11 protein-coding genes are annotated in these 12,529 nt (G+C 69.1%); 4 read left to right on the forward strand and 7 right to left on the reverse strand.

Annotated elements, in window-relative coordinates:
* The 3 genes from QK444_RS21440 to QK444_RS21450 form a co-directional block, all read right to left on the reverse strand.
* The coding region (locus QK444_RS21440) for a hypothetical protein (protein WP_282783019.1) at positions 1-271 on the reverse strand (271 nt) is incomplete at its 3' end.
* A gap of 151 nt (positions 272-422) precedes the next feature.
* Positions 423-1,931 (reverse strand): amino acid permease, encoded by a 1,509-nt coding sequence (locus QK444_RS21445; RefSeq protein WP_282783000.1) that lies wholly within the window; start codon positions 1,929-1,931, stop codon positions 423-425.
* 593 nt (positions 1,932-2,524) lie between these two features.
* Complete coding sequence (locus QK444_RS21450) at positions 2,525-3,565, reverse strand: NAD(P)-dependent alcohol dehydrogenase (protein ID WP_282783002.1); 1,041 nt, start codon at positions 3,563-3,565, stop codon at positions 2,525-2,527.
* A 101-nt stretch (positions 3,566-3,666) separates the two neighbouring features.
* Here QK444_RS21450 and QK444_RS21455 point away from each other — a divergent pair, with 101 nt between their 5' ends.
* Complete coding sequence (locus tag QK444_RS21455; protein WP_282783004.1) at positions 3,667-5,154, forward strand: NAD(P)/FAD-dependent oxidoreductase; 1,488 nt, start codon at positions 3,667-3,669, stop codon at positions 5,152-5,154.
* Positions 5,155-5,542: 388 nt separating this feature from the next.
* Here QK444_RS21455 and QK444_RS21460 read toward each other — a convergent pair whose 3' ends face one another.
* Genes QK444_RS21460 through QK444_RS21470 form a run of 3 tightly spaced genes read right to left on the reverse strand, consistent with a single transcriptional unit; the run spans position 5,543 to position 7,723 of the window.
* A complete protein-coding gene (locus tag QK444_RS21460; protein WP_282783006.1) occupies positions 5,543-5,851 on the reverse strand; it encodes a chorismate mutase in 309 nt (102 codons plus the stop codon).
* Positions 5,852-5,862: 11 nt separating this feature from the next.
* Entirely contained in the window at positions 5,863-6,456 is a 594-nt protein-coding gene (locus QK444_RS21465) for a TetR/AcrR family transcriptional regulator (RefSeq protein WP_282783008.1), read from the reverse strand.
* Positions 6,457-6,496: 40 nt separating this feature from the next.
* Complete coding sequence (locus QK444_RS21470; RefSeq protein WP_282783010.1) at positions 6,497-7,723, reverse strand: cytochrome P450; 1,227 nt, start codon at positions 7,721-7,723, stop codon at positions 6,497-6,499.
* Positions 7,724-7,890: 167 nt separating this feature from the next.
* On the opposite strand from QK444_RS21470, the gene QK444_RS21475 reads away from it, so the two are divergent.
* Complete coding sequence (locus QK444_RS21475; RefSeq protein ID WP_143979425.1) at positions 7,891-8,415, forward strand: GtrA family protein; 525 nt, start codon at positions 7,891-7,893, stop codon at positions 8,413-8,415.
* Between the two features lie 10 nt (positions 8,416-8,425).
* On the opposite strand, the gene QK444_RS21480 is transcribed toward QK444_RS21475, so the two are convergent.
* Positions 8,426-9,925 (reverse strand): amidase, encoded by a 1,500-nt coding sequence (locus QK444_RS21480; RefSeq protein ID WP_282783013.1) that lies wholly within the window; start codon positions 9,923-9,925, stop codon positions 8,426-8,428.
* Positions 9,926-10,046: 121 nt separating this feature from the next.
* On the opposite strand from QK444_RS21480, the gene QK444_RS21485 reads away from it, so the two are divergent.
* Together QK444_RS21485 and QK444_RS21490 are read left to right on the forward strand one after the other, a co-directional pair.
* A complete protein-coding gene (locus tag QK444_RS21485; RefSeq protein ID WP_282783015.1) occupies positions 10,047-10,637 on the forward strand; it encodes a TetR/AcrR family transcriptional regulator in 591 nt (196 codons plus the stop codon).
* A 257-nt stretch (positions 10,638-10,894) separates the two neighbouring features.
* Complete coding sequence (locus QK444_RS21490; protein ID WP_282783017.1) at positions 10,895-12,400, forward strand: MDR family MFS transporter; 1,506 nt, start codon at positions 10,895-10,897, stop codon at positions 12,398-12,400.
* The last annotated feature ends 129 nt before the right edge of the window (positions 12,401-12,529 follow it).

Below are 12,529 nucleotides of genomic sequence, written 5' to 3' on the forward strand. Positions count from 1 at the left end.
TCATGATGGTGCCCGCACTGGTGGCGGTGGCGCCGCCGATCATGGCCCCGGCCACCATCTTCGGGGATTCGAGTCCGCCACCGCTCCACTTCTCCCAGGCGAACCGGCCGCCGCCGTAGGTGATGGCGGTGACGCCCGACAGCAGCACGAACCAGTTGAAATAGCGGACCAGCTTCATGAGTTTGTCGGCGACCGGCGGCGTTTCCGGCGTCGGGTTGCCGACCTGCGCGAAGACCGTCGTATACGTGTCGTGTACGGCGGCGAGAAGCATGCTCACAATCGGTTCCTCTCGGATGCTGAGGTGATGCTGGTGTGGCATGTGACGCTTATCTCGATTATCAGAGCCATTGAACATCACACGCGGTGGTGGCGTCATGACGACACACCACCACCGCGACCTCGGAGCCGGAACCGGAAGTTAGCTACTTATCGGTAGCAGCCTTCCCCAACAGGGAGTGGCGACGACCGTAGAGGAAGTACACGACGAATCCGATCGCCATCCAGACCACGAACCGCAGCCAGGTCTCCACCGACAGGTTGAACATGAGCCAGGCGCAGGCCAGCACCGACAGGATCGGCAGCAGCGGCACCAGCGGCACCTTGAAGCCGCGCGGCAGGTCCGGCCGGCTGCGGCGCAGCACGATCACACCCAGCGACACCAGCACGAACGCGAACAGCGTGCCGATGTTCACCATTTCCTCGAGCGTGCCGAAGTCGACGAAGCCGGCCAGCACCGCGCACACCACGCCGACGATGGCGGTCAGCCGCACCGGCGTGCCCTGCGTTCCGGTGTGCGCCAGCTGGCGGGGCAGCAGCCCGTCGCGCGCCATGGCGAACAGCACGCGGGTCTGCCCCAGGTACATGACCATGACGACCGTGGTCAGACCGGCCAGCGCGCCGATGGAGATGAGGTTCTTGGCCCAGTCGACGCCGTGCACCGCGAAGGCGGTGGCCAGGGTGGAGTTCCCCTCCAGCTCGGTGTAGGGCACCATGCCGGTGAGCACCAGCGAGACGCCCACGTACAGCACGGTCACGATGACCAGCGAGCCCAGGATGCCGCGCGGGACATTGCGCTGCGGGTCCTTGGTCTCCTCGGCGGCGGTGGCGACCACGTCGAAGCCGATGAAGGCGAAGAACACGATGGAGGCGGCGGCGAGCAGGCCGTACCAGCCGAAGGTGCTGTGGCCCGCGCCGGTGACGAAGGAGAACAGCGACTGGCGCAGGCCCTCGTTGGCGGCCTCACCGTCCTGCGACGGCGGAATGTAGGGGGTGAGGTTGGCCTTGTCGAAGTAGGTCGCGCCCACCACGATCACCAGGGCGATGACGGCCAGTTTGATGGCCACCGCGACCGCCGACACCCGCGAGGACAGCTTGGTGCCGCGCGCCAGCAGGATGCCCAGGATGGCGATGAGCAGCACCGCGCCCCAGTCGAAGGTGACCGGTCCGAGATCGACCACCGGGGTGTGGCCGCCCAGCACCACGCCGAGGTACTGCGACCAGCCCTTGGCGACCACGGCGGCGGCCAGCGCGAATTCCAGGATGAGGTCCCAGCCGATGATCCAGGCGGCGAGTTCGCCGAAGGTGGCGTAGGAGAAGGTGTACGCGCTGCCCGCCACCGGCACGGTGGAGGCGAATTCGGCGTAGCAGAGCGCGGCCAGGCCGCAGGCGACGGCGGCGAGCACGAAGGCCAGCGAGACCGAGGGTCCGGCGAGGTTGCCCGCGGTGCGCGCGGTGAGGGTGAAGATACCCGCGCCCACCACCACGGCCACGCCGAAGATGGTGAGGTCCCAGGCGGTCAGGTCCTTGCGGAGTTTCGCATCGGGTTCATCGGTGTCACGGATGGATTGTTCGACCGATTTGGTGCGGAACAGTCCGCTGCCGCGGCCCGCCCCCTGCCCGGTCGTGTTCCGATCAGGGCCCGATAGCGCCATGGTCTCTCCTATGTCTGGCTTCTCGGCAACAATGCAGTTCGGCACCGGGCGGGTGACCGCCCGATGCCTGTGTCGTTCGCCTTCACCGCGACCTGAGGGCACAACTGCCGGTCATGCCCCGATCGCTGCTTCCGGTCTCGGGGCGAGACAAGAGTTGTCGGCGTCACACGGAACGGTAGCACTGGCTGGTACGTACCAGTGCAGCAACCACCGAGGCAACATGAGCTGGTCTACGGCACGGGCCGCAGCATGGCCGGCCGGGAGCGACCCGGCGCGGGCGCGGTGATGCAATCGTCGCGAACGTATCCCCTCGCGGACGCACCGGCCCCGCAGCGGTGACGACATCGCGCCGCGATTGCCGACCCATGCTCCCAGCCCCCAACACACAAGTTGCGCGAACTCACGCGACCGGACTACCCGTCGGCTCACCCGGCATGCACCCGTTCTCGCGAGTCGGGAGCAGATCCCCCGCCCGGCGCGGGTGTGACGTCACGAGCGCGAAGCCGATCCCCGCCCGGCGCGGGCGTGGCGTCACGAGCGCGAAGCCGACCCCCGCCCGGCACACGTGCGGCGTCGGAAGCCGAACCGAGTCGCTACGGCACCAGGACCGCACGGCCTCGAATCTGCCCGGCGTCCAAGCGCCGCAGCGCCTCCGAACCGTCGGTGAGGTCGAAGCGCTCGACCTCCATGCGGAGCTTGCCCGCCTGCGCGAGCGCGACGCAGTCGTAGAGGTCGCGGCGGGTGCCGCCCAGGGACTTGCGCACCGAGGCGCCCCAGGGCCAGCCGGGTCCGCCCGCCGGTCCGGCGGTGATCTCCGGTGCGCCGTCGCCGATGCCGACCATCCGATACGCACCATTGGGCGCGACGGTCCGCACCGCGAGCGTGGCGGTCGCGTCGGCGCCGACGAAGTCGAAGACCGCGTCCGCGCCGCGACCGCCGGTGAGGTCGAGAATCTGTTGGGCGGCATCGTCTTCGGCGAGGATGCCGATATCGGCGCCGCAGTCAGCGGCCAGTTCCAGTTTCCCCTTCGCCACGTCGACGGCGACCACCCGCACTCCGCTGACCGCCCGCAGGATCTGCACCGCAACGTGCCCGAGCCCGCCGATGCCGATGGCGACCGCCGTTCCGCCGGGCCGCAGTTGCTCCCGTGCGCCCCGGATGGCGTGATACGCGGTGAGGGCGGCGTCGGCCACCGGTGCGGCCTGCACGAAGTCGAGATCTCCGATGGGAACGAACGAGGTCGCCGGTACCCGAACGTATTCCGCCATGCCGCCCTCGACGGTGAGCCCCGGGCACGGCGGCATGGCGGTCCGTCCGGCGGCCAGGCACACATTCTCGTTGCCGCTCACGCATTCCCGGCATACGCCACAGGTCCAGAACAGGTACACCACGCCGCGCTCACCGAGCTCACGACCGGCGACGTCCGCGCCGACGGCCTCGATGGCGCCCGCGATCTCGTGCCCGAGGGTGAGCGGCTCCTCGCGCAGTGGGACCGGGAAGTTCACCAGGGTCAGGTCCGAATGGCAGACCCCCGCCGCGCCGACGCGCAGCAGCAGATCGCCCGGGCCGATCTCGGGGACGGGGATATCGCGGACGGCCACGGTTTCGGGGCCGGTCCACTGCAGTGCTCGCATGGTGATTCCTTCGGAGTTTCGAGCGTGATCTGGCGCACACCGTAGCATTCGCTATACACTGCGTCCAGCGAATGACTCGGTGTCCAGCGAGGAGTGTCTACGTGCCGAAACACCTTGTCGACCAGGCTTCTGCCACTCCACGCGTCGCCATCGTCGGGGCCGGGATATCCGGTATCGCCACCGCCGTGGCGCTGCGGCGGGCCGGATTCGAGGACTTCACCCTCTACGAGAAGGGCACCGACTACGGCGGCACCTGGCGCGACAACACCTATCCGGGCCTGGTGTGCGACGTGCCGTCGCGGTACTACCAGTTCACCTTCGCCATGAATCCCGAATGGACGCGGCTGTATTCGACGGGCGCGGAGATCAAGGCATACCTGTGCCGCGTGGCGCGGGAACGAGACCTGCTCCGCCGCACCCGATTCGGTGTCGAGGTGGTGGGCGCGGAGTACACCGGGACGGGCTGGCGGGTCACGCTCTCGACCGGCGAGGTGGAGCACTGCGATTTCGTGCTGTGCGCCACCGGATTCCTGCGCGATCCGCACGTGCCGGACATCCCGGGTCTGGACTCCTTCACCGGAACCGTCATGCATTCGGCGCGCTGGGATCACGATGTCGAGCTGACCGGCAAGCACGTCGGGGTGATCGGAACCGGCTCCACCGGAACCCAGTTGGTGAGCGCGCTGGCCGGACAGGTGCCTCGGGTGGTGCTGTTCCAGCGCACCCCGCAGTGGATTCTGCCGACCGTGAACCGCGAGTACTCGGCGGTGGCCAAGGCCGTGTACCGGCGCGTACCCGCACTCGGCAGGCTGGCCTACGGCGGCAATCGCGCCGCCTTCGCGCTGTTCTCCCGCGGACTGGTGCGGCCGGGTCCGGTGCGGCGGTTGGTCCAGTGGGTGGTGGCGCGCAATCTGCGCACGGTGCGCGATCCGGAACTGCGACGCCGGCTGACCCCCGGCTACCAGGCCATGTGCAAGCGCCTGGTGGTCTCCGACCGCTTCTACACGGCCGTGCAGCGGGCGGATGTCGACCTGGTCACCGCCGGTATCGACCGGATTCTTCCGGACGGCGTGCGCACCACCGACAGCGCCGAACACCGCCTCGACATCCTGGTGCTGGCAACGGGATTCGACTCCCACGCCTATATGCGCCCGATGGCGATCACCGGCCTCGGCGGTCGCACCCTGGACCAGGTCTGGGCGCACGGCCCGCGCGCCTTCGAGGGCATGATGCTGCCCGACTTCCCGAACCTGTTCATGCTCATCGGCCCGCACAGCCCTGTCGCGAACCACCCGCTCACCGCGGTCGCCGAAGCGCAATCCCACCGCATCGTGCACTGGCTGCGCCGCTGGCGCGCAGGCGAATTCACCGCCGTAGCCCCGACTCCGGCGGCCACCGACCGCTACAACGCCGGCCTGCGTGCCGCCGCACCCGGCACGGTCTGGACCACCGGCTGCCGAAGCTGGTACCTCGGCGCGGACGGCCTCCCCGAACTGTGGCCCGGAAGCCCCGGAGCCTACGAGAAACTCATCCGCCGCACACCCGCCCCAACCGACTACCTACTGACCCCCGCGATGAGTCGGCACTGAACCACCGGCGCAGCCCGTACCGGCCCCCGCCACACCGAGCGCGCCACCGCCGCGAGCAAGCGCCCGCGCGAGCAACGCCAGCACAGGCAACCGGCCACACGCCCTATCCGGACTGCTGCGCTCGGGCAGTCTGCGCCAGGGGCCCGGGGTGGGCAAGCGCAGCACACTCCAGCCGACCGCCTACTCTGCTCCCGCACCACGCCCGGCGATCTCCGCATACTCACCGGACTCCGACTCGATACCGATTCCGCTGCCGCACCGTACTTCCCACCCGCGCAAGCAACACCAGCTCAGACAACCGGCCACACGCCCTGTCCGGACCGCTGCGCTTGGGCAGTCCGCGCCAGGGGCGCGGGGTGGGCAAGCGCGGCACACTCCAACCGAGTACCTACTCCATGCCCCGGGCGTGCCCGGCGATCTCCGCATGCTCCCCGAGCTCCAACTCGATGAACGCCCCGATCATGGCCCGCCACACCGCCTCCGCGACCTCGGGTGCGAGACCACCCGCCCGCGCCCGCTCCCGCGCCAACCCCACCACCCGCTCCACCCGGTCGGGCGCGCGCACGGCCTGTTCGTCGGTTTTGAAACGCGCGGCGGCTCGCACCAGCCGCTGACGTTCGGCGAGCAACCCGATCAGTTCCCCGTCGAGCGCGTCGATGCGAGCACGGACCTGATCGAGCGATTCGAAATCGGACACGGAGGGCGACCCTAATGCCCCACGCCCGCGCGACTCACCAGCGGGGCCACGAATTCCTCGAGCATGGCCCGCTCATCGGCCTCGTCCCGGCCGGGCGCGGCCAACAGCGACACGATCACCCGGGTCAGCCAGCGCGCCAAGCGCCCACGCTCCTCGCGGTCGACGACCGAGGTCGCGAACAGCCCACCGGCGATGACCTCGATCACCTCGGAATCCTGGCTGATCCGACCGGTGGAACCGGACTCCCCGGGCCGGAACCACGCCATCAGCACCGGATCCGACCGCACCTCCCGCACCGCCGTCAGCATGGCGGTGACGACCCGTTCGGGTGCGTCCTCGACCGTCTTCACCTGCGCGAACACCCGCGCGGCGATCCGGCGCGCCTCCCGGTGCACGAAGGCCAGGCGCACCGCCTGCCGATTCTCGAAGTACCGGTACAGGGTGGCTCGCGAGCATCCGGCCGCCGTGGCGATGTCCCCCATGCCCACGGCCCCCGGCCCCCGTTCGGCGAACAGTCGCGCCGCGGCGTCGAGTATGCGCTCGGCCGCCAGATCGGCCCGCTGCTCCGCCAGCCAGTCCCGACCTCCACGCTTGTCCTTCGCCATAGCCGCCGAGGGTATGCGATCGCTCATGGGCACCGCCCGGTCACGCCGCGCGGAACGGCACGCTGACCGGCCAGCGCACGTAATTCCCATCCGACCACCGCACCCCGTCCAGGTCGACGCGGAACTCCGGGCAGCGCGCCAGCAGTTCCTCGAGCGCGACCCGGGCCTGCATGCGCGCGGCGGCCGCGCCGAGGCAGTGGTGGTGGCCGTGGCTGAAGGTCAGAATGCGTTTGGGCTGCCGGTGGATGTCGAGTTCGCCCGCGGTGGGCCCGAATTCACGCTCGTCGTGATTGGCGGACGCGTAGAGCAGCAGCACTTTCCGTCCGGCCGGAATGGTGGTGTCGTGCAGTTCGACGTCCCGGGTGGTGGTGCGGGCCAAACCCTGTACGGGCGAGGTCATCCGGAGGAATTCCTCCACCGCGTCGGGAATGAGCCCGGGATTCGCCGCCAGTCGTGCGCGCTGTTCGGGATACCGGTGCAGCAGTTGTACGGCCCCGCCGAGGTTGCCGGTGGTGGTGTCGTTGCCGCCGGTGATCATGGTGAAGGCGAAGCCGAGAATCGCGAGCATGCCTTCGTCGTCGCCCTCCGCACCCAGCCCGGAGGCCAGCAGGTGTGAGATGGTGTCGTCCTCGGGTCGGCTGCGGCGGCGGGCGATGAGTTCGGCGAAGTAGCCCACCATTTCACCCAGCGCCGAGGGCATTTCGGCACCCGCGGTGAGCTTCGCGCCGTCCACCGCGCCGCCGACGATGGCGTGGGTCCACTCGTCGAACTTCTCCCGATCCGCCTCCGGCACACCGAGATAGTGGGCGACCACCATGGTCGGCAGCGGTTTGAACAGTTCGGCGACGATATCCCCGAATCCGGCCGCGCGCAGCCGCTCGATCCGTTCCACCACGAACGCCCGCACCGCGGGCTCCACCGAATTGACCTGGCGCGGTGTGAATCCGCCCGCGACGCGGCGCCGGAAGTCGGTGTGCTCGGGTGGATCCATGAAGACGAACGGCTTGATCGGAATGCCCGCCGCCTCGAGGTTCATATAGTCCACGGTCAGTCCGGAGGCGGACGAGTAGGTCTCCGGGTCGCGGGCCGCCGCGTACACATCCGCGTGCCGCGAGAGCACGTAGAAGTCCTCCGAGGCGCGCCCCGCCGAGCGCACCCGGTGCACGGGATCGTGTTCCCGCAGTGCGGCGTACATCGGCCAGGGATCGCGCCAGCTCTCCCCCGACATCAGTTCGAATCGGACTTCCTGAGACGCCATTGAACTCATGAATCGACGGTAAGACATATTGAGCATTCTGTCTAGAACAGGTTTCAGTACCGCGCTGCCGTCTCACGATGACTCAGCTCCCGGCGGTCGGCGTCCCCGCATCGAATCGACCCCGGCGGATCGGCATCGGCCGAGCGACCGCGCGGATCGTCGGCTAGCCTGGCGGCGTGTTCCTGGTCCAGGCTGTCGTCGCACGCGTGCCGAGCCGAATGCTGTCGCTGTTCGTTCGCCACGCGGAGCTGCTGAAATTCCTGACCGTCGGCGGGATCGCCTTCGTCACCACGGTCGTGCTGTTCTTCGGCCTGAAGTGGACCGTCCTACAGGAGAAGCCGGTCACCGCGAATGTGATCGCGGTGCTGCTCGCCACCGTGCTGTCCTACATCCTCAACCGCGAATGGGCCTTCACCGCGCGGGGCGGCCGGGAGCGCCGCCACGAGGCGGCGCTGTTCTTCCTGGTGGCCGGCATCGGCATGGTGATCAACCAGTTGCCGCTGGCGGTGTCCAGCTATGTGTTCCAGCTGCGCACCCCGCACGTCTCCCTGCTGGTGGAGAACATCGCCGATTTCATCAGCGCCTCGATTATCGGCACCCTGCTCGCCACGGTGTTCCGCTGGTGGGCCATGCGCCGATATGTCTTCCCGCACACCGTCGTTCCCGATCTCGAGCGCGAGGATCCGGTCCAGCGCCGGTGAGCGCGCGCGGCTAATCCGCGGCCACCACACCGAGAGCGTCCGGGTGCCGGTCGAACCACGGTCGGGCGGTTTCGATTTCGGCCGCCAGCTGGAGAAGCAGATATTCGGCCCCCGAGGGTCCGACGAATTGGACACCCAGCGGTACGCCGGTTTCCGTCCAATGCGTGGGCACGCTCATGGCGGGGCGGCCGGTGATATTGGCCAGCTGCGTGAACGGCACCGCGGACAGGTTCGAGGTCACCAGATCGACATAGAAATCGGTGCGGGAGAGCAGCTTTCCCGCACCGAGGCGCAACAGCGGCGGCAGCACCGTATCGGCGAGCGCGGGCGTGCGGTACTGCCCGATCCGCAGCGGCGGCGCGGCCAGGGTGGGGGTGAGCAACAGGTCGTGGGTGTCGTGGAAGGCAGCGAGAGCGCGGGTATAGGTGTTCCAGCGCGCGTGTGCCGCCATGAGTTCCGGACCGGTGACAGCGCGGCCGACGGCGGCGAGCACCTGGGTGTCGATATCGAACTCCGTCGGGGACGCCCCGCTCACCTCGCACGCGACCGCCAGTTCCGCGGCGGCCATGGCGGTCCAAACGGTCATGAAGTCCATGGCCATTCGCGTGCCGTCGATGGCGGGCGCGGCCGGTTCGACGGTGTGCCCCAGACTCTCCAGCAGGCGTGCGGCGTCCTCCACGGCGCGCACCGCCTCGGCGTCTACCGGTGAGCCCGTAGGCGATTCGCAGGTGTAGCCGATGCGCAGGCGGCGTGGCGGTTCGGCGACCGCGTCGCGGTAGGGCCGATCGGGTCGCGCCACCGGGTAGGGCGCACCGGGATCGGGCTGGCTCAGGATGTCGAGCATGACCGCCGAATCACGCACGCTGCGCGCTACGACGCCGTCGGTGACCGCGCCGAACAGCAGGTCTCCGTAGAGCGGTCCGCTGGAGATGAGCCCGCGACCCGCCTTGAGCCCGAACAGTCCGGTGCAGGCGGCGGGGATGCGGATCGAACCACCGCCGTCGCTGGCCCCGGCGACCGGGACGATGCCCGCCGCCACTGCCGCCGCCGAGCCGCCGGAGGAGCCGCCGGGGGTGCGGGTGGGGTCCCACGGATTGCGGGTGGACCCGAAGGTGCGGGTCTCCACGACAGCCTTGCTGCCGAATTCCGAGGTGGTGGTCTTGCCGAAGATGACGAGACCGGCGTCGAGCCAGCGCTGTACGACCGTGCTGTGCCGTTCGGCGCTGACCTTGCGCAGCGGTCCGGTACCGCCGGAGGTGGGGTACCCGGCGTAGTCCTGCCCGAGGTCCTTGATGAGGAACGGCACTCCGGCCAGCGTGCCGTCGAGCGGACCGGCGGCGCGCTCTCGGCCGGTGCGTTCCATCAGCAGGCTCACGGCGTTGATCACCGGATCGATCGCGGCGCAGCGGTCGAGCGCCAACTCCAGCAGCTCGGTCGGGTGTATCTCCCCGCGCTCGACCAGGGCGGCCAGGCCGACCGCGTCGTGGGCGCGGTATTCGTCGAATCGCATACTCGTCTCCTTCCGAGGGCCGTCCCGGGCCTCCCCCGTCGATAGTAGGCGTACCAACCGGTTACGTAACCACTTGGAACGGTAAAATTTGCTCATGGTGGAAACCGATAGGCTGCCCGCGATGAGCGAGAAGAGGATCGACGGCCGGACGCTGCGGTTTCAGCATCGCCGCCCGGAGCTGCTCGCCGCCGCCACCGAGTACGTCCTCGACAATGGCGTACGCGACCTCACGCTGCGTCGGGCCGCGCAGGCCGTCGGCGTCAGCCACGCCACCCTCATTCGACATTTCGCCACCAAGGACGCCCTGCTGGCGGAGGTGCTCGAACATATCCGCGCCGATTTCGAACAGCGCATCCTCTCCGCGGAGATCCTGCGCGTCGAGTCGGCGGTCGACCTGCTGCGGGCGGCGTGGCGGCATCTGTGCCAGCCGCGCGAACAGCGACAATTCCTGGTCCTGTTCGAATTGGTCGCCACCGCCGCGCGCACACCGAACCATCCCGACGCCCGGCTGGTCACCGACTGGCTGACGGTGATCGAACGCCAGCTGGCGCGGTACGGCTGGCCGCCGGACAGCATCTCCCGGACCGCCACCCTGATCCTGGCGCAGGTGCGCGGACTGCAATTGGATCTGATCACCACCGGGGATCGCGCCCGCGTGGACGACGCCTTCGAGGCAGTGGTGGAATTCCTGTCGCGAACGCCGTCCGCCTGAAATTCCACAGCGGCGTGACCAGGGTCACAGTGCCGGTCGCGCTTGCGAAAACGCCTGGTAATCAGTGAATTTCGCGGCGCGAGCGGAGTCGCGGACACGAATAATCGGATGAATCGTCGCGGTGCTGGCAGGAATACTGACGCCCGGCCGATGAGTTGTGCCGACTGTTCTCGTCTGATCAGGCGTAGCGCCCGGACGACGCCGTCTCGACATCCGGCCGCACCGTCTTTCGCTCACGAACGCCCGGAGGTACCCGTATGCCCGCCGACATATCCGCACCGCCGTCGCGCGGACCGGCCCCGACGGGGGGTAGGACGCCGACGGTCATCCGGCTGCTGGTGCTCGCGACCTTCGTGGTGATCCTGAACGAGACCATCATGATCAACGCGATTCCGCGCCTCATGCACGATCTCGACGTCACCGAGCGCGCGGCGCAGTGGGTGTCCACCGCGTTCATGCTCACCATGGCTGCGGTCATCCCCGTGACGGGCTGGTTCCTGCAGCGGGTGAGCACCCGGCAGGCGTACGCCATCGCCATGGGCGTCTTCCTCGCGGGTACCGCCCTCTCCGCCGTCGCGCCGACCTTCGCGGTGCTGCTGGTGGGCCGCGTCATCCAGGCCGGTGGCACCGCGGTCATGATGCCGCTGCTGATGACCACGCTCATGACGGTGGTCCCCGAACAGGATCGCGGCCGGGTCATGGGCAATGTCACCCTGGCCATCTCGGTGGCTCCCGCCATGGGTCCGGTCATTTCCGGGCTGGTGCTCCAAGCCGGTTCGTGGCGTTGGCTCTTCGTGCTGGTGCTGCCGATCGCCGGTACGGTCACCTGGTTGGGCCTGCGTCGCCTGGACAATATCGGGGAGCCGCAGACCGGCGATATCGACTGGCTCAGTGTGGCGTTCGCGGCCTTCGGCTTCGGCGGCCTGGTGTACGGCCTGAGCAAGTTCGAGACCGATCACGTCGCGGTTCCGGCCCTGCTGGTCGCCGCCGGACTGGCGCTCATCGCGGTGTTCGCGTTCCGGCAGCTGCGGCTGCAGCGTTCCGGGGTGCCGCTGCTGGATCTGCGAATCCTGTTGTCGGGCACCTACACCAAGGCGCTCATCCTCATGTCGGTGGCCTTCCTGGCCATGCTCGGCTCGATGATCCTGCTGCCGCTGTACCTGCAGAACCTGCGCCACCTGTCGCCGCTGGAGACGGGTCTGCTGGTCATGCCCGGCGGCCTGGCCATGGGGCTGCTGGGTCCGACGGTCGGCCGCCTCTTCGACCGCTTCGGCGGGCGACCGCTGGTGATTCCCGGCGCTGTCGGCGTCACCGTGGCGCTGGCCGGTTTCACCCAGATCTCCATGTCCATGCCGTACTGGCAGCTGCTGGCCCTGCACATCCTGCTGATGATCTCGCTCGCGGGCCTGTTCACTCCGGTGTTCACGCTGGGCCTGGGTGCGCTGCCGCCGCACCTGTATTCGCACGGCAGCTCCATGCTGGGCACGCTGCAGCAGGTCGCGGCCGCGTTCGGCACCGCCCTGGTGGTGACGGTCATGTCCGCGCGCATGACCCAGCTCGTGGAGACCGGCACCGAACCGGTGACCGCCCAGCTCGACGGCATGCGCCTGGCCTTCGCCGTGTCCGCGGCCCTGTCGGTACTCGTCATCGTGACGGCGATCCTGCTCCCGAACCGGGCACCCGCCCCGGACGGGACGGGCGAGCACGCCCGGGACGAGACGGAGGCAGCGGTGACGGCCGCGCCCCTGCTGGTCAAGGACTGAACCGGCGGGTACCGAGCAGCCTGGCGCGCTCCGGCCGGCTCACGCCACCGCCTGCGAACGGCGTGCTCGACACCAGGTGCCGAGCGGACCGGTACCCGACCGGCCCGCTCGGTGCCGGGCGCCAGGCGT

Source organism: Nocardia sp. CC201C (assembly GCF_030010695.1).
Lineage (GTDB): Bacteria > Actinomycetota > Actinomycetes > Mycobacteriales > Mycobacteriaceae > Nocardia > Nocardia otitidiscaviarum.